The following is a 23,505-nucleotide window of genomic DNA, read 5'->3' as shown; positions in this document are numbered from 1 at the left end:
GCGAAGAACTCGTTTCTATTGTCACAGAGTTGAACGGATTGAATGACGAAAGTGCTGTTGCATAAATACGCTATTTTAAGAACGTTCGTTGAATAGAGTATTTAGATGTGTGAATTCTGATTTAGGAATTATCGATGTCCAAGTCAGCTTGAGGCTGAAGTGTTGGCCACCTGTCAATATTATCATTGCCTAGCAAATCAACCTCCGAAACTTCATCGACTTCGACTTCAACTAGCGAATTAAGCAACGCGTAATCTAGTCCGTCAATTCGTTTTGCTTCATGGTCATCTGCTTTGGAAGATTCATCGCTCATCATTTCTAATCTCGTAAAGCTGTCTTATCAATCCGAGGGAAATTCCGGATCACCTAGTTAACATGCGTCTTGCGCAAACACCACCGTACTTTGGGTAAGACCGAAGTCCTACAAAAAGCCTTACTAGATAGCGGGCGGAGGGGAATTTTCAATCCGACTGGTCCCTCTCTTACCTGTCTCTAGTATAGCGACTCTGGCGTGTAAGGCAATTGGCTGGCTCTGCCACTGTCGGTGCAATATTGCTCAGTATTTCTTGGCTAAGGGCGAGGCAACATATACAGCACTACTGACACAAGCTCTCCGCTAAGACTTATCACATGCTTTTAGCTATACTCAATGCACACATTTCATAACGCTGCGAGAAAAGACGATGCCACATTGTCAACACGCACTAAAAGTACAAAGACCGGATGAGGCGAACAAAATCATTGCCCAGATTGCAGTCGAATACTTCCGTGCTCAAGATGCCTACCCATTGACGGATGGCATGTGGAACATTGATGGCGGCGAGAATAATGTTCGTGCTATCCACCGAGACAACAACGGTATCATCAAGTTCTTCTGCCGCTACGAAGGAGACCTACCACGCACCGAAGCAAAGATTGCTGATTTTGCCAGCAAGCATGACGGTGAATGTAGCCTAATAGACTAGTTTTCTCCTACTCTAAGTATCGTTTGAGTCACTCTTTTCACTTTGCTCAACGGAAACCGACTCCCAAAAACTACCCCACCAATCAAGTGGCATTTGTTTTATTGATGCCCCAAAGTGTTTTTCAAATAACTTATAAGTCTTGTCTACGTATTTGCAAGCTCTATACAAGTAGTCGGGATCGAGCGGCACTTCCAGTAATGCAGGAATTAAGTGGTGCTTATGCAGTGGATTTTTACAACGCGTCGTATTGTAAACTGAAACATGCGGCCACATACTGTGAGCCACTTGGCTGAATGGCGTATAAGCAAAGTTATAAAGTTCTTCGCAGTCTGCCTCTTGAGCCATTTTTCGACAATTTAAGTTCGACCATGTACCTACATCAACTTCGACAAAAAAGTCTCTGCGCTGTGAATTTATCCAATGCTCTCTGAAGTCTATCATTTGTTGAAGCTCTTCCTTGTCTTCTTGATATTCCTCCTTTTCTAACAAGAGTTTGTAGTGTTCGATAAGCAGTTTTGCCTCACCAAGACCGTGCATAACGTATTTTTGAGGACGTTCGTCTAAGTCATCCATCATCCACGCAAGAGTGATATACAAATCGGTCATAGAGCGAAGAAACAGGGGTGCAGAGTGACCATTCCAAGTCGAGGGAGCCTGAGCTAGCTCAATGGAAAGGGTAACTTGACGAGATAAAAGGCCACCAATGGCAGAAAATGCCTCCAACTTATCAGCGGGAATTTTAACTTGCGTCCAGACTTCATCGAAACTGTCCACAAGATAACCAACGTAGCCGCTCACTAACTCTTCAATATCCATTTTCACACCCATCTAAATCAAAAGCCTCATCCCAAAAAGTCTTTGGCCACTGGTTTTCAGGAATCCCTATTTCTTTCAGGAAAGAAGCTGCTGCAAATCCATTGATATGAGCGCGAGCAAAACCTGCAACACGCTTCGCATCTTCAGACTCTGGCGCTTTGAAAATTGCATTGAAGTCAGGCAAGTCGATATGAGCTGAAATTTTCATTCGTCCTGATGTCATCTCTGCATAAACCGCAGTAACCTGAACCTTGGTTGCCTCTGATGACATTCGGTCTAAAAGTGACTCTACATCCTCTTTTAGCATTTCGATAGCGTCTTCACGGTCTACGCCATATTGGTGCTCAGAAAAAAGAAATGCAAAAGGGTAGCTTTTTAGCAAATGATACTGGTGTTCGAGATTACTTAGAAGGTCGTTGAAATATGGTTTAGTTTTCAATGTCCCATACAATTCATTCTTTATTGAATCGGGCAAACTTGTGTAACTGCCCATATATTGAAGCGGAGCAACCTTCTCACCCTCGCTACATTTATATGCAGTTTCAATAAAATCTACAATAAACTCTGTTGCCTTCCTATCACCAATGCGACGATACAATGCCGACATCCAGATTAAACATGGAAGCCTGTCGTTGACAAACGAGGTCTCTCTCATCATATCCATTTGCATCAAAGGGGGTATGAATTTTTTCCCCACTTTTTTGTGGTCTTTAAGTACCTTTCCTTGATGATTGCTTTTTTTCATTCTTTTTTTGACTTCATTTGAGTGACTTTGTTGGGAGCGGATATTTTAGCTCTACATTTTTTGTGTGGATTTCTCACCTCTCACGTCTGACATCATGAAAATACCAAATATTAAATTTACGCTCATGGTTCCAAGTATCATGTTGTAGAGAATCCCAGCCTAAGTATGATGCAATATGATTAGCCATATCCCGTTTTCTATCAGAGGTGACTTTTCCTTGAAACGCGCTCATAACAGCCCCCAAAAGAAAGTCGGCCAGTTGTATTTGCTGAGAGTCTTTTGAGTCTTTAGTCACAACGGTTTGTATCAGTGCATCACCGCCTAATTCTTGCTTGAGGATATTGTTAGCTATCGTATGAAATGCTTCGCCTGCTTTATCATATCTTGACGGCAATGGGTCAACTTCAACTCGAAATTCTGATTGCTGGTCGGGATGTGCTTTTTTAACCGCTTTTATTTTTGACGAAATGAGAGTGGTGAAGTGTTTACGCATTGCGAGGTCGTAGTCACCATCATGAAATGATTTGTCTACCAACCCTTTTCTGATGACTATGCAATGAAATGCCAACCATGCATGTTTAAAGAAAACATCGGCTAACTCTTTGTAAAAGGCGATGTTATTTTTCTGGTGCGCACGCTGCCATTTGATTTCGTTTTCATAACGATGCTTTTCCCTGAGATTCCTGATGATGCGGGCAAAGTCTCCGCGACGTTGATACTTCATCCATAAAGAGCCAAATCCGTAATATACCTGCCCATCGATACCCGATTCATCGCAGGCGATATGCCAAATCAGTTTTCCTTTTGCCATCTGCACTCCTCCTTAAGCATAGATACATTAAACAAGGCAACATATGGTATTAGCAAGTTTAATTTTTAGTCATTCATTTTTTGACAGGGCAAAGTGAAAAGGCAGTAAGTGTTGATAAACGAAAGAATTCTGTTTGCCTTAAAATACAAACACCGCCGAAGCGGGATTTGGATTTAAATTAAGATGGGGTTTCTAATGGCTATTTAGCTACGTAAATAGAAAAGAGCAAGCCTGCAATGCCAATCATGATTCCCAACCACATTACCATCCTCTCTCTCTTTTTGGCTATCTGATTCTTCGAGTACAAAGAGCTAAGCGACGTTGCCAATTGATGAATCGTCTCCTCTGCTTCTGGGCTAGAAGCTTGCAACTCTCTAAGCTTTAATCGAACATTTTCCGGCAATTCGGAGAATAATTGATTCATTTCATGTTCTTTTTTTAGATTTCGAAGTAAATCCGAATGCTCAGATAGTCCTTTGTCTTCATTAGATACAGCACCCGCAAGCATTAATTCAAGAGTGAATGTTAAGTCAGACTCTTTTTGCCACCAACGACGTGAGATTACTTTCAGGTCATCATAAGAGAGGGAACCTGTTAGTATCCCTCCTCTGATTTGCTCTCTTGAGCGGTTCATGAACCTAGTCTTTGCTCTATCAACAAAATAAAGCACCAGAAAAATCGTAATAGCCGAAGCTATGAAAAACCAGTATGTTTTTAAAATTTCCATTGTTTAAGAGTCATTCCAATTTAAGTTTCGTTGAAACACTATCGATACCAAACAAGCTCAAACCCCGCCGGAGCGGGATTTGGTTTCGAATTACGGTGAGTAATCTAACTAACCTTTATTTTTACTAGCTCAGACTTTATTTAATTGCGTTGCTGTCGATAAACTCTAAGAGTTCTTTCGGCGATATATAGTCAGACAGCATGCTGTGTTGCTGGTTAATTTCTCTTATAAGTAGATGTTGAGTTGCATTCTCTGCCCTAGCCAAAATCGTTTGGTATGCCTCTGGTGAAAGCAAACAGTCAAACATTAAATAGCCATTATATTCTTTGTCACCAAAAAGTGGATTTTTCTCGACCTTTTTCTCCTTATAAAAAGGTGGAGATGCTTTGCTAAATGATTCAAATCCTTCTACCTGCTCTTGAATAATAAGTTTTATATAAATGCATTCACATGCAGCGATCGAAGATTCAGACTTAGCTGCAACCTCCAGACGCTGAGTCATTTCTTTTAATGTCCCTAATTGACCGTGTATTTTTTCATCTGTTTCATAAGTAAATACAAGCTTCATCGTCTAATCCTATTTCCCGGAGGCAAAGAGCCTTCGACTGCCAAATGAGTATAAATTTTCACTTTTTCAGAAAGTAAAATTTCTCTTTGTGTACCTCTGTATTGGGTAACTTGCTCAAGTCTTCTCCCGGCGAGAGATCCACCTAATTGTGAGGAAGTATATCTTGAAGCGGGGTTAATTGTTTGACCATATTTCCAAACGTCACCCGTCGACAAGTATTGAACCCCGGATTCACAGGTGTAACAAACATAATCTCCACTCTCCGAAGCAACTAAAGCATACTGAATTCCATTTGGACCTGATTGTTTTCCTCTAATACGTGCTAAATCATTTTGCAATCTCGCATAGTCGCTTTCGGATAAATCACTTTCTAAGTTCAACCCTTCATGCATTAATTGATTGGCTGCAATTGCTGGTTGGGCCAACTCTTCCATTTGTTCGTCTGTCGCTGTTGGTATCGGGGTCAGAGCAAGTCCAATCCCCCCTCCTTTTTTCAAGCTATTTACCGCAGCGTTTCCAACGCCTTTTAGAGTATCTGAAACGGAGGTTCCCCCAGTAGTAGTTTTGTTTTTCCCAGCCTCACTATTAATATCGGTAGATGAGCCAAGAGTTGTCTGATTGGCTGCACTCTGTGAGGGTGCGCCACTTGATATCGCTGATGTTATGGCGCCTGCTACAGCAGTCTGCGCAGCAGCACTTCCGCCGTTCAAATCAATCGTTGCAGTTCCACCTGAAACACTTACGGTTGCGGTAACGGTTTCCGTTCGACCAATTCTACTTCCTGTGGTCGGTTTATGACGAACCTTTATTTCAACTTCTTCAGGCTTATATCCAGTTGGGTCAGTTCCTGCTAGCGGGTTGTTAAAGATATAGCTGTAAGGATTAATTCCTTGGCTACCAGCCTCCATGTGGAGCAACGGGTCGACCGAGAGGAAACGCCCAAGGTTATAATCGTACACCCGCCCGTTCATATGAATTATTTCAACTTCATCAAGGTGTTCATGGTCAGTGAAACCTCTGCGCGTTGCCATATCCACATCAAGCAAGTTATTCGATAGTCTTGCCGACTTACCAAAACTTTGCATAAGGCTACCATCACCCATTCTAGGCTTACCAAACGGGTCGAAGAAACGATATGCCATAACGTTGTTGTTATGATCTATTAACGTTGTAGCACTACCTAAACGGTCTCTGTGAGAAAAACGAATTTTCTTCTGATGCGTACCTTCAACTACTATCGCCACATCGCTTATGTATGCCGTGTTAGTCGTTTTACTTCCTTCTCTCTCAACTTCGTAAAGCTTGTCTACGTAGTGAGTAGTAATGGTTTTTCCATCTACTGTACGTACTTGTTTATACCTTGCCCAATCAGCATCGTAAGCCAACGACACCTGAGAACCTTTACGGTTAATAGCCGTCGGCTTGTTCATTACGTTATATGTAAATTCAGTTACATTATTTCGCTTTGTTAAGTTGCCTTTGTTGTCGTAACCAAAGGTATCTGTGCCACCGTTTTTGAGCTGAACAGACTTCACTTTGTTTGAGCCAGAGAAATATGCGTAAGCACTATTGCTGTTTACCGAGTAGTCCGTTTTCTTCTTCAAATTACCAACGGCGTCGTAACCGTAGTCAATTGTTGTCGTTGCGCTACCTACTCGAATTGAAGAACGCGTTAACCTATGAAGCGAGTCGTAGGTGTACGTGTCGGTTTGAGGTGAACTAATAGCACGATTTACTTGGCTTCGTAGGTTGCCGTAGCTGTCGTAGTTATTGTAATCAAGGTAGTGAACCGTTCCACCATCGGCGGTTACTCGGCTCATTAGCATTTGGCCACTGCGCATGCTGTATAGGTATTCACCTTGTTGCCTACCATCAGCTATGCTGGCTTTTTTGATGTTGCCAAAGCTGTCTTGCTCGGTAACGGTGCGATAAACATAACCACTAGCGGCGTTTCGTTCAGTAGTTAAATAGCCTCGGCTGTTGTAGTCCATAGCCACTTGCATGCCGTTTGGATACGTTAACGACTTAACGTAACCGTGGTTAAGGTTATAAGCCGTGCGGGTAGAATACACTGCGCCGTCGATAACCGTTTTTACTTCAGTAGGTCGGGCTAGGCTGTCGTAGAAAAACTCTTTTGAGGCACCTGAAACATAAGATTTGGTCAACAAACCCTTCTTCCTAGTATCCCAAATGTACGACGCATTACCGTTGCTTGAAAATCTAGTTACTACACGCCCTAGTAAGTCGTAGTCGTAACGTTGGTACTTTCCATTTGCATCTGATTCAGATTCAAGCTCGCCAAACGTGTTGTAAACGAAGGTAGTCTTTCCTTGGTTGGGGTCATCTACCCACAGCTTTCTACCCCAGTTGTCGTAATGTGCAACAATTTCGTTATTTGCGGCATCTTTTATAACTACAGGGTTGCCTTGCGCATCGTAACCATACTCAGTAACACCCGACTGCGCGTCGGTGGTTTGCATTAGTAACCCAGCGCTGTCATGCACCCGCGACATAACAAGATTGTGACCATCGCTGGCGTACGTTCTAATTTCGGTAGTAAAGCCATTGTAAGTATAGTTCGTTGTGAAATCTTCACTGCTATTAACCGCAGGCGTTACTTTACTTCTTAAACGGCCTAACACGTCATATTGGGTGTATCGAGTATAAACAGGGCTTCCAGTATGTGGCAGCGACTCATGCGTAACTTGACCTAACGCGTTGTAACGCTTGTCGGTAAAATACCACTGACCGCTAGTAAACCCTTCAGTTGCTGTTCTTAAAGTTCTTCCTAACCTATCAATGTACTGCTTGGTGCGTGGGGCACCCGCTTGTTTAGTAGAAACCATAAACAAGGTATGGCTAGACCCTCTTGCACTGTCGGCCGACGCATAGCTTATTGATTGCGTAGAAACACCTGGTGCCTTGACTTCTATTGGCCTGAACAAACTGTCGTATTTGGTGGTTGATGTTATACCATTGGCATCAATCAATTTTACTGGCGCGCCAGAATACGGGCTAGTATGTGTGGTAACAACAGTGTCGTAGTTGCCATTTTCAGCAGTTACGCTGTAAGGGAAATATCCTGCACTACTCGCTGAAGTGCCATTGTCACTATAGGTAGTGGTAACTTTGCGTATTTGAACATTACGTACATTAGTAGAATTACCGCTAGCTACCTTACCTTTCGTCTGAAAAGTAGTAGGCAAGCCGTACGTATTGTATGTGGTTGTTACTAGGCTACACGCTGATGAGTTTGCTGAGTCAAAACAACTACTTTCGCTTAGTCTATCACGTGCATTATTAGTAATTACTTTCTTAGGTTTTCTATGTGTGTTGTCCCACTGTTCAATATAGGTTGAATGAACCTTGGTAAACGTATTCGATTTACCCCACAACACAGAAGGTGAGCGAGGTGCTAAGCGTTTTTCAACCGTACTACCAGTAAGCTTATTTGGCCAAGCGTCGGTTGCAGAGTAGCTTGCCGTATTGATTACGGTTGTTTCGCTAAAATCATCTTCTTTTACTGTGGTACTTTTTCTTACGTTACCGTATTTATCTACATCTTGCTGATTTACGGTAACAATAGTAGAGGACAGCTCTTGTGGCAGTGCGTTTACATCGTAGGTTCGTACTTCTTGTCTTTCATTGTGAACCTTGAAAGTAGATGAATTGGTGTGAGCCGATGTTATAACCCACTTGTTGTCGGTAGTAGTGAACGGCTCTCTATCACCTAGTTGCGTAACACTTGCCGACTCCACTAACCCCACTTTAGGGAACATCTGTTCAAAAACAGAGCTAGACAAAGTGCTTGCGGCTTGGTTTTCATGAATAATTTCTCTGAAGCCCATAAAGCCGCGACCTTGCGTGTTGAATACCGCGCCTTTGTAACGATAAAGGTGTTTATTCTGGCCGCCAATACCGTTATCGATATTGAATTCTGCAACCGTGTACATACTAGATGCGAAGTGAAGGTATTCGCCTTCACCACCTTCCAGCTGTTCTGTATAGTCGAAGTCTGTTTCGTAATAAGGTGCACCATTTACACCCGATTTATCATATTCATCACTACTAAGCGGGCGATACTTCCAACTAGCAGATATTCCTTTAGGTGCAGATACAGATTCCATTAGGTCATGTGGTAGATACTTTTCACTACCTCTTGCTGCGCCCTTGTTGCGGCTGTAATAAGCACCGTAGTTGCCAAAGTAAGACGACATCTCTGTACCAGAGCCGTTTCCACTAAATGAATTATCTGAGAACGATTTGACATGCAGTGAAACAAGATCAGGCAAGCCTTTTCCATGACTATCTACAAACGCAGATTGATAGGCGTGACCAATGTAATCAGTCTCTCTTTTCGTTAACGATATATTTCCATTGCTGTCTTCGTTGAAATAGAAAGCATTCCATCTGTAAATACTGTCATCAACGGCACTTGAATTAATCTCAGTTACTGATTCGCTTCCCGTACGATATGCACCATAAAGACTATCACCACAACGCGTAGTAATGCGGCCGTTATGGTCGTACACTTTTGTGCAGCCCGTAACTAAGCGGGCACCTGGCTCAAGAATTTCAGATATTCCGTCGCCATTAATGTCAGCCACCTTTAGTGCATTACCGAACATCGCTGATTTTTTGGTTATATCCCCTCCGCTTGGGAAAAAGATAAACGAAGTCTTAACTCTGAAGTTATCACCGCCAACTAAAATCTCGTTACCGAAGTTTTTATTGCCTTTATTGATTTTCGCAACAAGCAGCGCTTCAGTGTCACTGTTAGGGTTTTCCTTCCACCCAAGCCAGTCTTGTAGTCCGTCGCCGTTAATATCTACGAAATAAGTGAAGTGTGTAACATCGCCCCAATTTGAACTGTCACCAACATAAGAAAAAGGCACTGAAGTGTAAGAGTATCCATTGCCATTGTTGTATAAGAAGGCTTGAGGACTAGGCTGAGAATGGTTAACACTGTATTTTGCATCTGAACTTATTGATGCAACCATAATGTCAGGCGTACTATCGCCGTCCATATCTCCCATAAACTGCACTGTTGTGCTAGGCCTATAGTTTGAGACATCAGTCTTTTTACCAACTGCCTTGAATGTATAAACAAGCCTTGGCGTTACCGAGTACGGGTTATTAGTATTGCCAGAGTGGGCATATAGCCAAAGCTTCGCATTTTCATAGTCTTCAAATCTATATACCATTAAATCTGGCCAGCTATCGCCGTTGTAGTCAGCGATATGCATGATGTGATCATCTTCGAAATTTTTATAATAAGTATGTTTATTAAGCTTTATTCCGGTAGAAAACCAATAACTATTACTGTTAAGGGAAGAATATTTAATTTGCAACGTGCCGTTGTAGTTACGCCAGTCATCAGTTAAGCCATCTTTGTTGAAATCGCCCTCGGCGCACACCACCACCCTGTTATATATATTAAGGTGACAAGGATGGATGGTTTTATTGGTTGTCCCAGTACGCTCACCTTCAGCATTAACAAAGAAGCCTTTCCAGTCTCTAACACCGTCACCATTAATATCGCCACGTGGAATTACATGTTCTATTTTCTTCTCGGTAGTGAAAAGTGGTTGGCTATCATAACTAAACGGCTCGAATTCGATATTCGGCGTATCGTCACTCCAGTTAAACGATGTACTTTCTTTGCAATGTGTTCCGTTGGTATAACCGCACTCTTTAACACTTGTTAGAAGGTCTCTGCCCGACGTTTGGCTTGCTGTATAAGAAAGGTCATATCGTTTAACGCGCGTGCTACCGTAAAACGTATCGATATAGTTCAAACGCTTGGTTGATTCAGAATACGTTCCCCACATATACGATTTACGCGGCTTTCGCTTATTTTCATAGTGGAAAGACACTTTACGGTTACCGTCTGTAGAACCATTACCGGTATACAGTATACTTGTCAGCAAGCGTTCACCTGCGCCGAAACCAGTATACTTGTACGACATGTGGTTTTTACCGCTAACATCGTAGGTAGACGTTAGCAGCCATGACATTGTTGAGTTGGTACCACTAGGTGAAACACGAGACCCACTATCTTTGCCGTAGTATGATGTACTACCGTCTGCTTTTTTAACTTCAAAATAGGTTGAGCTTGAATCGGTATTTCCTATACGCTGAAAAACACGTGTATTGTTGTCTAGCTCAAGTCTGTATTCAGAATTAGCATGACCATAAGAGCCTTGCACAACCATAAGCCTTTGCCCATTTAAACAAAGCTTGTCGGTGGTATATTTAAACTTCACTGCACCAATGTAGTTGTCTTGCGCAAGAGTTGCAGCACAACGAGAAATGGCGCCGCTAGCACTCACCGACCAACCAACGCCAGCAATACCTACACCTGAACGGCTGCTATATTGCAAGCTAACCGAAGGTTGAACCCCAGCACGACCTGGAACCACATCTATAGGGATATTGTAAACTGCTGCACCGCCACTAACACTTGGTGCACCGCTGGTTTGCCCGTAAAAATTAGTTGACGCAATAGAAGACGCAGAGAATGATTGATTACCTACACTACCACCTTTAGCAAGCCAGTCTGTATTGGTAATGGTAGAAATTGTGGATGCCGCGTATTCACCCGATGCCGAGGCTAACAGCTGAAGTTGAAGCTCTTCTCCAGGTAAGTTAATTACGAAGTCTTGTTCACCATCACCATTTACATCTGTATATTGATATGACGAACTGCTTAAAGCAGCAGGGTTAACCGCGTTGAACTGAGACAATGTAATGGGGGTAGTAACCCACGTATTACCCGAACGCACTATCTTTACTATGTCACCGTCTTTATAAGTTGGGATAATAACGAAAACAGCACCGCCTATAGGCACCCATGTAGGGGCTGATTTTACGTAGTAAGTCCCGTTTTTCTGATATAGCGATGCCGTGTCGTTGTTAGCTTGAACTGGGGCACCCCAAAGCGACAAAAACACTACAAAACAAAAAGCTAGTGTGCGGCTAGTATGCATTACCGTATTCCCTTACAATTCGACTCGACAGATGGCTATCGAGCTTCTTCTTATAATCAAATGGTGTGCTAAAGTTTTAGCAAAGGTGAACAAACGGCTTACAAATACATGCCCACTAACTACAGTTAATGTTCAAATATCTGCTATAAAAAACAGGAAATACGAGGTTGAGGCCATATTTTTTTCGAGATCCTGATTTTAGTAATTTATTCCGTAACGTATAAACCCTTTTGTAAAAAGAGTACATGAGGCAGGATTACCTATCAACTGTTAAGTGAAGCTATAAACTCAGCAAATAAAAACCCCTCGAGTTATCGAGGGTTTTACATAACACTTTTTGCATTAGCATTTTTAATGTTTACAGTAAATAAGTTGTTTAATACTGCCCAGTAAAATCAATAAGTGGGTGGTACCTTATGTTTAATAAAGACGTTGAACAGAAATCAATCTTGTAGTCGAAATTTTGTCAGTAATTGCCTTCCCCAAGCTAGTACTTAAGCGAAAGCATGAGCGTGAAGCGAACAGTCTTTCATAGCATAACAGGACTCCGTTTCAGGCAAGCTCTGGTCTTATGACGTAGACTTTATCTATTGTAATCAAAGGATGGACTTCATCCTTGTTCAATTTTGAGTGTATCCGTCCGGCAATACCACCTAGCGCTTAGCAAACTGCCATGGTAGCAGTTGCTCAATATCGACGTTGGGGAAGCTGAGTTCGTCAAGGCAAGTCATCATATATTCGAACACATTGAGGTCGTTGGCTTTAGCAGTTTCGATCATGCTGTAGAGCACTGCGCTGGCGTTTGCGCCTGTGGCAGTTTGGCTAAACAGCCAGTTTTTCCGGCCGATGACGAACGGTTTAATTGCGCGCTCAGCACGATTATTATCAATACTGAGTAGCCCATCGAGTGTATAACGTACAAGCTTTTCCCATTGGTTCAAGCAGTATTGTATCGCTTCACCTAATTTGGTTTTCGGTAACACCTGTTGCACTGACTTTGTGAGCCATGTATGGAACTGATTGAGTAGTGGCAGACTTTTTTCTTGTCTGATGAGATAGCGCTCTTCCACTGTTTTATCTTTTAACTGTGTTTCGATGCGGTAGAGCTTTTGGATGTGATTGAGTGCCCAGTCTGCTTTGCCACTGCCTTTTTTACCTGCGCCTTTTTTGGCTTCCATGAACTTACGACGTGCATGTGCCCAACAGCCAATGAGTGTCGCTTGCGTTTGCTCATAGCCTTGATAGCCATCCACTTGTAAGTAGCCGTTATAGCCTTTCAAGAAGTTTACCGCGCATTGCCCTGCGCGACTATTGTGATAGTCGTACAGCACGATATTGGGTGTCTCTGTACCAGGTATATTTCCGCCAGGTGAGTCAGCACCACAGGCGTACAGCCACATATAGCTAGTCGCTTTATCAGATTCAACCACCTTCAGCGTGGTTTCATCCGCCGCGATAACAGCTTGCTTTAACAGGTGTTGACGAAGCTGCTCGTAAAGCGGTTTAAACAACGCAGCACAGCGGATTATCCAGTCCGCCATCGTCTTACGATTTAATTCGATACCATGCTGTTTGAACATCGCTTCTTGTCGATACAGCGGTAAGCCATACTGATATTTGCTGGTAATGATTTGACTTAATAAGCTTGGCGTCGCATAACCTTTTGGGATAACGCTGTGAGGTACGGGCGCTTGTTTAATCGTGTTGCTGATACCGCCCTTTTCACAGGTACGGCACGCATATTTAGGGCGAACATGCTCAATCACTTTTACCTGAGCAGGGATAAACTGAAGCGTCTCTGCCTTATCTTCACCAATGCGGTGTAATTCGCCCGAACAGCAGTCACAGGTTTTTTCTTCGTCGCTAATATCGTGAACGATAACTTCACGAGGCAGGTCTTTAGGTAGCGATTTACGTGTGGGCTTTTTACGAGTGTAGCTAATCGCTTCTTCAGCTGTTTCAGTTTCAGCCTCAACAACTAATTCTTCCGCTTCATTGAACAACTCACCTTGCCCAGGGTGACCTTCGGTGCTTTTTCCGAACTGCTTGTGCTGGGCAACACGGAACTGTTCTTCTAAATAGGCAATCCGCGCGCGCTTCTCTTCAAGAAGCGCTTCAAGTTCAGCGATGCGGGATTGGTATTCTTTCTCGTTCATACCGCTATTATCCCGTATTAAGCTGCTGATTACCTTACATTATTAAGACTATTTCGTGATCGTTAATCGCTACTTATGATCACAGGTTATAAGCCGGATGCGTTGTAGTGCAACGGCTGATGCCCTATGACATCGTAGCCCGATAACAGCCACTGTAGTTGCTGTTCACTCATATGCATCTGTTTTAAGTTCGCATCGACAGGCCATTTAAAGCGATGTTTTTCGAGGCGTTTATACCAGAGTGCGAAGCCCGTTTTATCCCAATAGAGTATTTTGACCTTATCGCGCTTTTTGTTGCAGAAGACGAACAGCGCATCGCGAAACGGATTCAGTTTCATATCCTGCTCAACCACGACAATTAAGCCATTAATCGATTTGCGGAAGTCGACGATATCCATGTACAGGTAAATGTCGGCAGGCTCTACGAACATCTTCATTCGGCCAATGCCTTCATCACAGTAGCAACCCAGTGAGGGTTAATATTGGTTGGCACGGTAAGTTGGGCATTTCCAAGTTGCAAGAGAAGTTCGCCACCCATTGCTTCGGTGTAGGATTCAACCTTCGTGACTTCACGGTTCACCTGAACAAACTTGCTACTTGTTCGTTGAAGCCGAATATCGCGACGTCGGGTATAATAAGTTTGAACGTTAATCTGCTGCTGACGACAAAACTCCACTGCGGTGAGTCCGCTTTGTTTTTGTTGCTCAAATAAATTGAGCCAATCTTGCACTTCTCTTCGTTGATATTGCTGCATGGTCATTCTCCTTTGCAAAGCGAACACCATGCCGTAGCTAATTTATGAATTGAATGTGGGGATTACCGGACGGACACTTTTGAGTTAATCAGAGGTCATTTTCAATGGATTGTCGCCACTCATTGATACTTACATTAGTGTAACTTTATTAGATTTGAACAACCGTTTTTCAGTTTTTGGCTTAAAATTGAACCGAACACGCTAAGTCAATACTAAATAACCTAAATCACTTTTGCGAGGTCGCACCCAGCGAACTTGGCTCATGATTAATAGTAAAGCTCTCATATGAAAAGGACATGGAAACAATAACCTTAAAAAATAAGTGGCGCGAGATTTACTAAAAACTAAATTAAATGCGGCAAGTGCTAGTCAATTGAGGTAAAAATGTAACCTATTCTTAATTTACCTATTGTGGATTTAGTATACTCCATAAATGTTCCCAATTTTATTATATTTCTTGAATTATAATTTTTAGTGTGAAATATTGAGGTGAGTTGTAAACAAAGAGTAAACAAATGACGGAAAAGGATTTCTATTATCTTAATTATCTTATGCTGTTCGGAAACACAGATGGCTTTTCTGTGAGCAACCTTGCCAAACGAGCGCTGAAGATGAAAGAAGCCCAGCAAAAATCGTTTGACGATAGAGTCAAACACTATTTCGCAAAACTAAATACTGAAACAGACTCACAAGAACTTCAACGACTTTTCCAACAAAAACACATTGAAGTGTGGCCCTCAAACCTCATATGTCAGCTCCACGAAAAATACGGAAGCGTGCTTCTTGGCTTATTTCATTTTGGCCCTCACCGACATATATTTCTAGACCTAGCAGCACAAAGACTACCCACAATCGCTCCAATTGCCGGTAAAGCTTATTGGGATTTCTACAATCTCAGGCATTCTGCACCAGCTGACTTCGCCGATAGTATTCAATTATTAGAAGTTGAAAAAAGAAAAGTCGGCAGCAGCGTATTTCGAGAAATAAAAAAAGGGCGTATTGGCGCTATCTATGTTGATGGAAATATGGGACCTAGCTCATCTAAAGATGACGAAAGCCATGTCGAAGTAGAATTTTTTGGTAAAAGAATCAACGTTAAATATGGGATTTCTCGACTTCAAAAACTACTAAAACTTCCTATTTTGCCAATTTTGTCTTGTGAGGTTGGCTCTGAACTTAATGGTACTTCGAACAAGCATATTAAATTTGCCGAACCTATTCTTCCAATGATGGAAGGCGAGGATAAGCAAGAAAAAATTAAAGATATTTATAGCCACCAAAAAACTATGCAGACGCTTTATAACTTTCTAAGTGAGGAAGTAAAAAAAACTCCTGAGCATTGGGAGTTTGCGCTCTGTTTCCACCGTTGGCTTGCTAAAGAAACCGAAACAGACTTATTGAAAAGCGAAAATTTCAAAGATGTTATTTCAGGGAAAAAGCGCATCGAACTTAACAAAAACAAAGTTGTAGCAATTGGAACTTTAGAAAATATGGTTTGGATTGATTTCACAAATGGTGAAGGTTACAAACCCCCTAAATGTAATCCGCTTTTATTTCATAAAATATCTAAGGCCAATAAATATGCGTTGAGTAATATATATGACGCTACTAATACTGAAGTGTTGCAGAGCTTTATAGAGCAACTTTGGAAGAAGAATCTGATTACGATAGTCTAGACTATCGTACAGATATCCAGCCTTAAGCTGGGAGAGAGTGCAGGTTGCACGATTTATAAACTTACATGGATATAACGTAATGAAAAATGATAATACAGAAGTATCGTTGTTAGAAACATTTGATATACAAGAACTAGAAGACAGAGTTGAATTTGGCATTTGCGGTGGTGGCGGTGGCGGTGGCGGTGGCGGCCCAGGTGGAGAATGTGCACCGCTCGAAGTTGACTGTGAAGCAAGATAAGTAGTACATAGAAAGTGGACAGGGACGTCGCTTTTTAACTAGTAATTATTTGGCAAATCAGCCTTAAAGGAGTAACAAGCAATGCTTTTGTTCAACCCAAATGCTCAATTGCGAGAGTTCGATGCAGAGGGCAAAAAGAGCTTTCTGATTGCTCTAGACTGTGGCAAAGGCGTCAAAAATTACAGGCTACCAATTTGGTTGCGAGAGCTGCTTTTTCTTTTTGACGGCAAGAGCGACCTAAATGCTATTAGAAAATCGTACGAAGCAATAAGCGGAAAACCGGAGTGGAAAAAATTCGAAAAACTAATCTTTGAGTTCTTCATTCCAAAAGGTTTGATCATAGACACATCGAAGCGCTCGTCAGCGGGAGGCATAGCAACTAAGAAATCAGCTATGCTTTTGTCTTTCCGACTTGTAAGCAAAACAGGTGTTAATTTAGTTTCAAAATATTTAAGCTTTTTCTTCAATCCCGTTATTTGCTCTTTGCTACTAGCTAGCGCGATTGCGTCTCAGAGTTATTATTTAATTTCGTTAGAATCATCTGCGTTTACTATCGAATTTCTTTCTTCTAACGATTTAATTTTATCAATAGCATTGGTAGCAGCTGGCCTATTTTTTCATGAATTTGGTCACAGCAGTGCTGCTTACAAATATCAATGTCGAAATATGGAAATTGGCGTGGGCTGGTATGTTTGTTTTTTAGTCTTCTACGCAGACCTTTCAGAGTCTTGGAAGCTTGAGAGAAACAAAAGACTTATAGTTGATGTCGGAGGGATGTATTTTCAACTGATTTACACTTCTGCCCTTATATGGTTATGTTTTTTATACAACAATAGCGCTTTATTTTACTCAATTAGCCTTTTGAACATCGCGTTTTTATGGAATTTGAACCCTTTTTTTAGAATGGACGGATACTGGATTGCTTCGGATTACATTGGTGTAGCAAATCTCCGTGATGTTTCTAAACAGATGGCCCTAAACTGGTTGCGCAATAGAAAATTAGACTTTAAAACACCAGAACTTTCTCGCAAGACGGCGCTGGTTGTGCTTCTTTATTCTTTGTCGAGTACCGCTTTCGTTTTCCTATTTACTTATATGATAGTAGAACGCCTTTTCGAAGATGTTTACCCGATACTTCATGAAAACTTTTTTATGTTGAAAGCAGGAAATTGGATGATAAGCGATATAATTGTATATACATTCAGTTCCTTGTGGCAGCTCATATTCGTAATCTTTGCTTGCTGGTTTTTATTTTCGGTGTGTAAAAAAACCTATTCTTTAAAGAAGCTTTTTTTAAAAAAAGACACAACAAAAGTCTAAGTGATAGTTAGTTTTAAGCGATAAAGTCAGGCACGACATAAAAAGTATAAGCCGGATAAACACTCCTGCACAAATTACACGCTGAACGATCATGCTGCCATAATCTTCAGTTTAAAAAAAAGAATTGAATTGCCAGTATCGAGGTAGCTTCGAGTTTCAAGCGACAAAGTCAAAATCACGTTGGATGATATAGTCGCTGTATTCTACACTAAAGGTATCCGTCCGGCAATACCACCTAGCGCTTAGCAAACTGCCATGGTAGCAGTTGCTCAATATCGACGTTGGGGAAGCTGAGTTCGTCAAGGCAAGTCATCATATATTCGAACACATTGAGGTCGTTGGCTTTAGCAGTTTCGATCATGCTGTAGAGCACTGCGCTGGCGTTTGCGCCTGTGGCAGTTTGGCTAAACAGCCAGTTTTTCCGGCCGATGACGAACGGTTTAATTGCGCGCTCAGCACGATTATTATCAATACTGAGTAGCCCATCGAGTGTATAACGTACAAGCTTTTCCCATTGGTTCAAGCAGTATTGTATCGCTTCACCTAATTTGGTTTTCGGTAACACCTGTTGCACTGACTTTGTGAGCCATGTATGGAACTGATTGAGTAGTGGCAGACTTTTTTCTTGTCTGATGAGATAGCGCTCTTCCACTGTTTTATCTTTTAACTGTGTTTCGATGCGGTAGAGCTTTTGGATGTGATTGAGTGCCCAGTCTGCTTTGCCACTGCCTTTTTTACCTGCGCCTTTTTTGGCTTCCATGAACTTACGACGTGCATGTGCCCAACAGCCAATGAGTGTCGCTTGCGTTTGCTCATAGCCTTGATAGCCATCCACTTGTAAGTAGCCGTTATAGCCTTTCAAGAAGTTTACCGCGCATTGCCCTGCGCGACTATTGTGATAGTCGTACAGCACGATATTGGGTGTCTCTGTACCAGGTATATTTCCGCCAGGTGAGTCAGCACCACAGGCGTACAGCCACATATAGCTAGTCGCTTTATCAGATTCAACCACCTTCAGCGTGGTTTCATCCGCCGCGATAACAGCTTGCTTTAACAGGTGTTGACGAAGCTGCTCGTAAAGCGGTTTAAACAACGCAGCACAGCGGATTATCCAGTCCGCCATCGTCTTACGATTTAATTCGATACCATGCTGTTTGAACATCGCTTCTTGTCGATACAGCGGTAAGCCATACTGATATTTGCTGGTAATGATTTGACTTAATAAGCTTGGCGTCGCATAACCTTTTGGGATAACGCTGTGAGGTACGGGCGCTTGTTTAATCGTGTTGCTGATACCGCCCTTTTCACAGGTACGGCACGCATATTTAGGGCGAACATGCTCAATCACTTTTACCTGAGCAGGGATAAACTGAAGCGTCTCTGCCTTATCTTCACCAATGCGGTGTAATTCGCCCGAACAGCAGTCACAGGTTTTTTCTTCGTCGCTAATATCGTGAACGATAACTTCACGAGGCAGGTCTTTAGGTAGCGATTTACGTGTGGGCTTTTTACGAGTGTAGCTAATCGCTTCTTCAGCTGTTTCAGTTTCAGCCTCAACAACTAATTCTTCCGCTTCATTGAACAACTCACCTTGCCCAGGGTGACCTTCGGTGCTTTTTCCGAACTGCTTGTGCTGGGCAACACGGAACTGTTCTTCTAAATAGGCAATCCGCGCGCGCTTCTCTTCAAGAAGCGCTTCAAGTTCAGCGATGCGGGATTGGTATTCTTTCTCGTTCATACCGCTATTATCCCGTATTAAGCTGCTGATTACCTTACATTATTAAGACTATTTCGTGATCGTTAATCGCTACTTATGATCACAGGTTATAAGCCGGATGCGTTGTAGTGCAACGGCTGATGCCCTATGACATCGTAGCCCGATAACAGCCACTGTAGTTGCTGTTCACTCATATGCATCTGTTTTAAGTTCGCATCGACAGGCCATTTAAAGCGATGTTTTTCGAGGCGTTTATACCAGAGTGCGAAGCCCGTTTTATCCCAATAGAGTATTTTGACCTTATCGCGCTTTTTGTTGCAGAAGACGAACAGCGCATCGCGAAACGGATTCAGTTTCATATCCTGCTCAACCACGACAATTAAGCCATTAATCGATTTGCGGAAGTCGACGATATCCATGTACAGGTAAATGTCGGCAGGCTCTACGAACATCTTCATTCGGCCAATGCCTTCATCACAGTAGCAACCCAGTGAGGGTTAATATTGGTTGGCACGGTAAGTTGGGCATTTCCAAGTTGCAAGAGAAGTTCGCCACCCATTGCTTCGGTGTAGGATTCAACCTTCGTGACTTCACGGTTCACCTGAACAAACTTGCTACTTGTTCGTTGAAGCCGAATATCGCGACGTCGGGTATAATAAGTTTGAACGTTAATCTGCTGCTGACGACAAAACTCCACTGCGGTGAGTCCGCTTTGTTTTTGTTGCTCAAATAAATTGAGCCAATCTTGCACTTCTCTTCGTTGATATTGCTGCATGGTCATTCTCCTTTGCAAAGCGAACACCATGCCGTAGCTAATTTATGAATTGAATGTGGGGATTACCGGACGGACACCACTAAAGTGAGGAGCAGTAAGAGTTTCTGAGAAGCGGTTATTGGTGACGCTATTTTTTTCGCGTCGCAAATTTTTTAGCACGGTTCATACTGCAACACAGGTTATAAATTTCACTTTAAGTTTAGAGAAAGCTTGTTATGAATCGACCAGACTTTACTAGACAGATTTTCGTTTGGATTCTTCTAGCTTTTCATAAACCAGTGGAGGCATATTATTCGCTTCACCATGTTTGCGCCTAGATTTATAAAACATTTCGATGTAATCGAATATGTCGGCTCTTGCATGTTCACGCGTTGTATAAATTTTTCTCTTTATTCGCTCTCGCTTAAGTAGTTGGAAGAAGCTCTCTGGTACCGCATTATCGTGGCAGTTTCCTCTGCGACTCATGCTGGCCTTGAGATCATGCTCTGTTAAGAAGTGACTCCACTCATAACCTGTAAATTGACTTCCTTGATCTGAATGTAAAAGTACCTGCTTTTTGGGCTTTCGTCGCCATACCGCAGCTAGCAGCGCCTGAGTAACAAGCTCAGATTCCATGTGAGAACTCATCGACCAACCAACGACAGCGCGAGAGTATAAGTCTAAAACGACGGCAAGCTAGAGCCAGCCTTCGTAAGTGCGGATGTAGGTAATGTCAGTGACCCAGTATCTGTTGGGTGTAGCTACTGTAAATTGCCTATCAAGCACGTTATCGTAAAATAAAAAAGCCCACTTTAAAGTGGGCTTTAGCTATCTATTAAACGCTTTATTTACTGTAAACGACTTATTTAATCCCAGTAAACGTTTTATTTACTCAAATCAATTAATTAGGCGTAATCGCGTTGTGGTAAACGTCTTGTACGTCGTCACAATCGTTAAGCATGTCCATGAATTTTTCAAACATCGGCATGTCTTCTTCACTAATCTCAGTTTCAGTCTGAGGCATCCAGCTCATTTCTTCTGCAATGAAAGTAATGTCTGGGTAGGCTTCCGTTAGCGCTGTTTTTACTTGGTAAAACTCGGTGTGCGGCGCATATACGGTTACTTTACCGTCTTCAACTTCAACCTCAGTTACGTCTACGTCTGCTTCCATTAGCACTTCTAAGATGGCGTCTTCGTCGTCACCCTCAAATTGGAAAACAGCCTGGTGATCGAACATGTGCGATACCGCACCCTGTGCACCTAGCTTGGCATTAGTTTTAGTGAAGCAGTTGCGCACTTCAGTAATGGTACGGTTTGCGTTGTCAGACAAGCAATCAACAATAACCATACAGTTACCCGGGCCAAAGCCTTCGTAACGCATAGGCTGGAAGTCTTCGCCTGCGCCGCCAGCGGCTTTATCTATCGCTTTTTCAATAACGTGGCTTGGTACTTGGTCTTTCTTTGCTTTTTCCATTAGGCGGCGAAGTGAAAGGTTAGTGTCTGGGTCGGCACCACCATTTTTCGCACATACGTAAATTTCTTTACCGTATTTAGAATAAACTTTAGTTTTTTGGCCGGCAGTTTTTGCCATGGCGTTTTTACGTACTTCGAATGCTCTTCCCATCTTAAAATTCTCTTTCTCGCAATTTGAAATGCTGCGTTGGGTTTTATCGGGCTACTATTTGCCTGACCATTAAACCAGGCTGCGTCGCTCTGCCTGACTTGGTAACATTGCCGAACGCGACGTTTCTTAAATGGCGCAGCGCGACAGTGCTTAAAATTACCAAGCGAAACATTGCCCAAAATAACGGCAGGCTAAGCAACACAAAAATTTGGGCGAAATTCTACCTTAATTTTCATGTAATACCAATGTGAACGCCCCTAGAAAGGCTACAGGTAAATAGAATTCACATTTTCAATGAGTTCAAAATGTACTCTGACCCCACACACTTGTGTTTACGGCAAGTGTTCGGTTGCTAGGTAGTCGTGTGACTGCATTTCCTTTAAGCGGCTGAGACAGCGCCTGAACTCAAAGTTAAGTAGTCCTTCGGTATACAGGCTTTCCAACGCAACTTCTGACGAAATGATTAGCTTCACGTTTCGCTCGTAGAACTCATCTACCATGGCAATAAAACGGCGCGCCACATCGTCATTATGTTGACCCATTTCCATAACATTGGCTAATAGCACAGAATGATAACAACGGCTTAACTCGATATAATCACTTTGGCTGCGAGGACCTCCACACAGGGCTTTAAAATCTATCATCAATACCCCGTCAGCATTTCTAAGCGTTGGTATTTTGCGATTGTTCACCTCAATGTCTTCGCCTTGAGAGCCCTCTTCTGGCGCTAGCTGAGAAAAGTAGCTATGCAAGTTCTCGGTGGCTTCTTCATCAAGTGGGTAGTGATAAATTTCGGCTTGCTCTAACGTTCTAAGACGATAATCAATACCGCTATCAACATTTACCACACGGGTATTCTGATTTAGTAAGTCGATGGCTGGTAAAAACCGCGCACGTTGCAATCCGTTTTTATATAAATCGTCAGGTACTATGTTCGAAGTCGCCACCAGCACAATACCGTGCCCAAACAGCTCTTCCATCAACGTGCCTAAAATCATGGCATCGGTTATATCAGACACGAAAAACTCGTCAAAGCATATTACCCGCGCTTCTTTTGCTAGCTTGGCGGCCACTAACTTTAGCGGGTCTTGGGCGCTTTTGAGCTGCTTTAATTCGTCGTGTACACGATACATAAAACGGTGAAAGTGAACACGCATCTTCTTTTCAAATGGGAGACAATCGTAGAAAGTATCAACAAGGTAGGTTTTGCCTCGCCCTACTCCTCCGTAGAAGTAGATACCTTGAATACCTGGTTTGGCGTGGCCTTTACCAAATGCTGCTTTTAACTTCACCCGCCACGTTGTTTTCTTTTCAGGCTGAGTCAGTTCGTCGAACAAACGTTGAAGTTCTTTTACTGCATTTTCTTGTGCTGCGTCGTAATGAAAATCAGACGACTGAAGATCTAGCTGATATTTTTCCCATGGCGTCATCGCCGAATTCACTCCGTACAAAAGTCAATAGTGGCACTTGCTGCACCGACCTGCTTGAATTTCTCAATTATGACCTTAATTTTAATGGAAATCACGGTAGAATCTCACATTGAAATTCGACATACACTGAATAAATGTGACTATGTATGCGCTTTTCGGGTTTGACCTTGCTATATTCAGCTTATGGTCGAAAGCAGCTTTTAGATCGTACA

At 42.5% G+C, this 23,505-nt stretch carries 19 protein-coding genes and 1 pseudogene; 4 read left to right on the top strand and 16 right to left on the bottom strand.

Annotated features, from left to right (window positions below; translation table 11 throughout):
* Positions 1 to 121: 121 nt before the first annotated feature.
* On the bottom strand, positions 122 to 316 hold the full coding sequence (locus tag ACM0P2_RS03765; protein WP_419227290.1) for a hypothetical protein: 195 nt from the start codon (positions 314 to 316) through the stop codon (positions 122 to 124).
* 367 nt (positions 317 to 683) lie between these two features.
* Here ACM0P2_RS03765 and ACM0P2_RS03760 point away from each other — a divergent pair, with 367 nt between their 5' ends.
* Positions 684 to 965 (top strand): hypothetical protein, encoded by a 282-nt coding sequence (locus ACM0P2_RS03760; RefSeq protein WP_419227289.1) that lies wholly within the window; start codon positions 684 to 686, stop codon positions 963 to 965.
* 12 nt (positions 966 to 977) lie between these two features.
* Here the strand turns inward: ACM0P2_RS03760 and ACM0P2_RS03755 are convergent, their stop codons facing one another.
* From ACM0P2_RS03755 to tnpA (ACM0P2_RS03715), 9 genes are all read right to left on the bottom strand, one after another.
* A complete protein-coding gene (locus ACM0P2_RS03755; protein WP_419227288.1) occupies positions 978 to 1,781 on the bottom strand; it encodes a DUF5677 domain-containing protein in 804 nt (267 codons plus the stop codon).
* On the bottom strand, positions 1,771 to 2,526 hold the full coding sequence (locus ACM0P2_RS03750; RefSeq protein ID WP_419227287.1) for a hypothetical protein: 756 nt from the start codon (positions 2,524 to 2,526) through the stop codon (positions 1,771 to 1,773). Before ACM0P2_RS03750 ends, ACM0P2_RS03755 begins: the two co-directional genes overlap by 11 nt.
* Positions 2,527 to 2,599: 73 nt before the next feature.
* The gene (locus tag ACM0P2_RS03745) at positions 2,600 to 3,337 is read right to left on the bottom strand and encodes a DUF3800 domain-containing protein (RefSeq protein WP_419227286.1); all 738 of its coding nucleotides are present in this window, start codon (positions 3,335 to 3,337) and stop codon (positions 2,600 to 2,602) included.
* Between the two features lie 199 nt (positions 3,338 to 3,536).
* Positions 3,537 to 4,064, bottom strand: coding sequence for a hypothetical protein (locus ACM0P2_RS03740; RefSeq protein WP_419227285.1), 528 nt, complete (start codon positions 4,062 to 4,064; stop codon positions 3,537 to 3,539).
* A gap of 136 nt (positions 4,065 to 4,200) precedes the next feature.
* Positions 4,201 to 4,632: a hypothetical protein gene (locus tag ACM0P2_RS03735; RefSeq protein WP_419227284.1), complete on the bottom strand. Its 432-nt coding sequence runs from the start codon at positions 4,630 to 4,632 to the stop codon at positions 4,201 to 4,203.
* Positions 4,629 to 11,621 carry a SpvB/TcaC N-terminal domain-containing protein gene (locus ACM0P2_RS03730; RefSeq protein WP_419227283.1) on the bottom strand — a complete coding sequence of 2,331 codons (6,993 nt, stop codon included), beginning with the start codon at positions 11,619 to 11,621 and terminating at the stop codon, positions 4,629 to 4,631. Before ACM0P2_RS03730 ends, ACM0P2_RS03735 begins: the two co-directional genes overlap by 4 nt.
* A 653-nt stretch (positions 11,622 to 12,274) precedes the next feature.
* Positions 12,275 to 13,777: an IS66 family transposase gene (gene tnpC, locus ACM0P2_RS03725; protein ID WP_419226713.1), complete on the bottom strand. Its 1,503-nt coding sequence runs from the start codon at positions 13,775 to 13,777 to the stop codon at positions 12,275 to 12,277.
* Positions 13,778 to 13,863: 86 nt separating this feature from the next.
* Entirely contained in the window at positions 13,864 to 14,214 is a 351-nt protein-coding gene (tnpB, locus tag ACM0P2_RS03720) for an IS66 family insertion sequence element accessory protein TnpB (RefSeq protein ID WP_008305429.1), read from the bottom strand.
* Positions 14,211 to 14,531 carry an IS66 family insertion sequence element accessory protein TnpA gene (gene tnpA, locus ACM0P2_RS03715; RefSeq protein WP_159120620.1) on the bottom strand — a complete coding sequence of 107 codons (321 nt, stop codon included), beginning with the start codon at positions 14,529 to 14,531 and terminating at the stop codon, positions 14,211 to 14,213. The genes tnpB (ACM0P2_RS03720) and tnpA (ACM0P2_RS03715) overlap by 4 nt, the downstream gene beginning before the upstream one ends.
* Positions 14,532 to 15,046: 515 nt before the next feature.
* Here tnpA (ACM0P2_RS03715) and ACM0P2_RS03710 point away from each other — a divergent pair.
* The 3 genes from ACM0P2_RS03710 to ACM0P2_RS03700 all read left to right on the top strand — a co-directional run bounded on the left by ACM0P2_RS03710 (position 15,047) and on the right by ACM0P2_RS03700 (position 17,768).
* The gene (locus tag ACM0P2_RS03710; RefSeq protein WP_419227282.1) at positions 15,047 to 16,207 is read left to right on the top strand and encodes a hypothetical protein; all 1,161 of its coding nucleotides are present in this window, start codon (positions 15,047 to 15,049) and stop codon (positions 16,205 to 16,207) included.
* A gap of 79 nt (positions 16,208 to 16,286) precedes the next feature.
* Positions 16,287 to 16,448, top strand: coding sequence for a hypothetical protein (locus ACM0P2_RS03705; protein ID WP_419227281.1), 162 nt, complete (start codon positions 16,287 to 16,289; stop codon positions 16,446 to 16,448).
* Between the two features lie 81 nt (positions 16,449 to 16,529).
* Entirely contained in the window at positions 16,530 to 17,768 is a 1,239-nt protein-coding gene (locus ACM0P2_RS03700; protein WP_419227280.1) for a hypothetical protein, read from the top strand.
* 235 nt (positions 17,769 to 18,003) lie between these two features.
* Here the strand turns inward: ACM0P2_RS03700 and tnpC (ACM0P2_RS03695) are convergent, their stop codons facing one another.
* The 6 genes and pseudogenes from tnpC (ACM0P2_RS03695) to zapE all read right to left on the bottom strand — a co-directional run bounded on the left by tnpC (ACM0P2_RS03695) (position 18,004) and on the right by zapE (position 23,293).
* Positions 18,004 to 19,506, bottom strand: coding sequence for an IS66 family transposase (tnpC, locus tag ACM0P2_RS03695; protein ID WP_419226713.1), 1,503 nt, complete (start codon positions 19,504 to 19,506; stop codon positions 18,004 to 18,006).
* A gap of 86 nt (positions 19,507 to 19,592) precedes the next feature.
* The gene (gene tnpB / locus ACM0P2_RS03690) at positions 19,593 to 19,943 is read right to left on the bottom strand and encodes an IS66 family insertion sequence element accessory protein TnpB (RefSeq protein ID WP_008305429.1); all 351 of its coding nucleotides are present in this window, start codon (positions 19,941 to 19,943) and stop codon (positions 19,593 to 19,595) included.
* Positions 19,940 to 20,260: an IS66 family insertion sequence element accessory protein TnpA gene (gene tnpA / locus ACM0P2_RS03685; RefSeq protein WP_159120620.1), complete on the bottom strand. Its 321-nt coding sequence runs from the start codon at positions 20,258 to 20,260 to the stop codon at positions 19,940 to 19,942. Before tnpA (ACM0P2_RS03685) ends, tnpB (ACM0P2_RS03690) begins: the two co-directional genes overlap by 4 nt.
* Before the next feature lie 234 nt (positions 20,261 to 20,494).
* Positions 20,495 to 21,028, bottom strand: a pseudogene (locus tag ACM0P2_RS03680) (IS3 family transposase); the annotation flags it as partial.
* A gap of 112 nt (positions 21,029 to 21,140) precedes the next feature.
* Entirely contained in the window at positions 21,141 to 21,863 is a 723-nt protein-coding gene (locus ACM0P2_RS03675; protein ID WP_105930655.1) for a YebC/PmpR family DNA-binding transcriptional regulator, read from the bottom strand.
* Between the two features lie 332 nt (positions 21,864 to 22,195).
* Positions 22,196 to 23,293, bottom strand: coding sequence for a cell division protein ZapE (zapE, locus tag ACM0P2_RS03670; RefSeq protein WP_419227279.1), 1,098 nt, complete (start codon positions 23,291 to 23,293; stop codon positions 22,196 to 22,198).
* Between the last annotated feature and the right edge of the window lie 212 nt (positions 23,294 to 23,505).

This window comes from Alteromonas sp. OM2203, from assembly GCF_048517045.1.
Lineage (GTDB): Bacteria > Pseudomonadota > Gammaproteobacteria > Enterobacterales > Alteromonadaceae > Alteromonas > Alteromonas gracilis.
The sequence above is the reverse complement of the archived record's forward strand: the minus strand, read 5'-3'. Positions and strand labels throughout refer to the sequence as shown.

Coding starts and splice junctions, on each gene's coding strand:
- ACM0P2_RS03705 (WP_419227281.1), top strand. CDS start 16,287: ATGAAAAATGATAATACAGAAGTATCGTTGTTAGAAACATTTGATATA.
- ACM0P2_RS03735 (WP_419227284.1), bottom strand. CDS start 4,632: ATGAAGCTTGTATTTACTTATGAAACAGATGAAAAAATACACGGTCAA.
- tnpC (WP_419226713.1), bottom strand. CDS start 13,777: ATGAACGAGAAAGAATACCAATCCCGCATCGCTGAACTTGAAGCGCTT.
- ACM0P2_RS03755 (WP_419227288.1), bottom strand. CDS start 1,781: ATGGATATTGAAGAGTTAGTGAGCGGCTACGTTGGTTATCTTGTGGAC.
- ACM0P2_RS03700 (WP_419227280.1), top strand. CDS start 16,530: ATGCTTTTGTTCAACCCAAATGCTCAATTGCGAGAGTTCGATGCAGAG.
- ACM0P2_RS03745 (WP_419227286.1), bottom strand. CDS start 3,337: ATGGCAAAAGGAAAACTGATTTGGCATATCGCCTGCGATGAATCGGGT.
- ACM0P2_RS03710 (WP_419227282.1), top strand. CDS start 15,047: ATGACGGAAAAGGATTTCTATTATCTTAATTATCTTATGCTGTTCGGA.
- tnpB (WP_008305429.1), bottom strand. CDS start 14,214: ATGAAGATGTTCGTAGAGCCTGCCGACATTTACCTGTACATGGATATC.
- ACM0P2_RS03740 (WP_419227285.1), bottom strand. CDS start 4,064: ATGGAAATTTTAAAAACATACTGGTTTTTCATAGCTTCGGCTATTACG.
- ACM0P2_RS03750 (WP_419227287.1), bottom strand. CDS start 2,526: ATGAAAAAAAGCAATCATCAAGGAAAGGTACTTAAAGACCACAAAAAA.
- ACM0P2_RS03675 (WP_105930655.1), bottom strand. CDS start 21,863: ATGGGAAGAGCATTCGAAGTACGTAAAAACGCCATGGCAAAAACTGCC.
- tnpA (WP_159120620.1), bottom strand. CDS start 20,260: ATGCAGCAATATCAACGAAGAGAAGTGCAAGATTGGCTCAATTTATTT.
- zapE (WP_419227279.1), bottom strand. CDS start 23,293: ATGACGCCATGGGAAAAATATCAGCTAGATCTTCAGTCGTCTGATTTT.
- tnpC (WP_419226713.1), bottom strand. CDS start 19,506: ATGAACGAGAAAGAATACCAATCCCGCATCGCTGAACTTGAAGCGCTT.
- ACM0P2_RS03760 (WP_419227289.1), top strand. CDS start 684: ATGCCACATTGTCAACACGCACTAAAAGTACAAAGACCGGATGAGGCG.
- tnpB (WP_008305429.1), bottom strand. CDS start 19,943: ATGAAGATGTTCGTAGAGCCTGCCGACATTTACCTGTACATGGATATC.
- ACM0P2_RS03765 (WP_419227290.1), bottom strand. CDS start 316: ATGATGAGCGATGAATCTTCCAAAGCAGATGACCATGAAGCAAAACGA.
- tnpA (WP_159120620.1), bottom strand. CDS start 14,531: ATGCAGCAATATCAACGAAGAGAAGTGCAAGATTGGCTCAATTTATTT.
- ACM0P2_RS03730 (WP_419227283.1), bottom strand. CDS start 11,621: ATGCATACTAGCCGCACACTAGCTTTTTGTTTTGTAGTGTTTTTGTCG.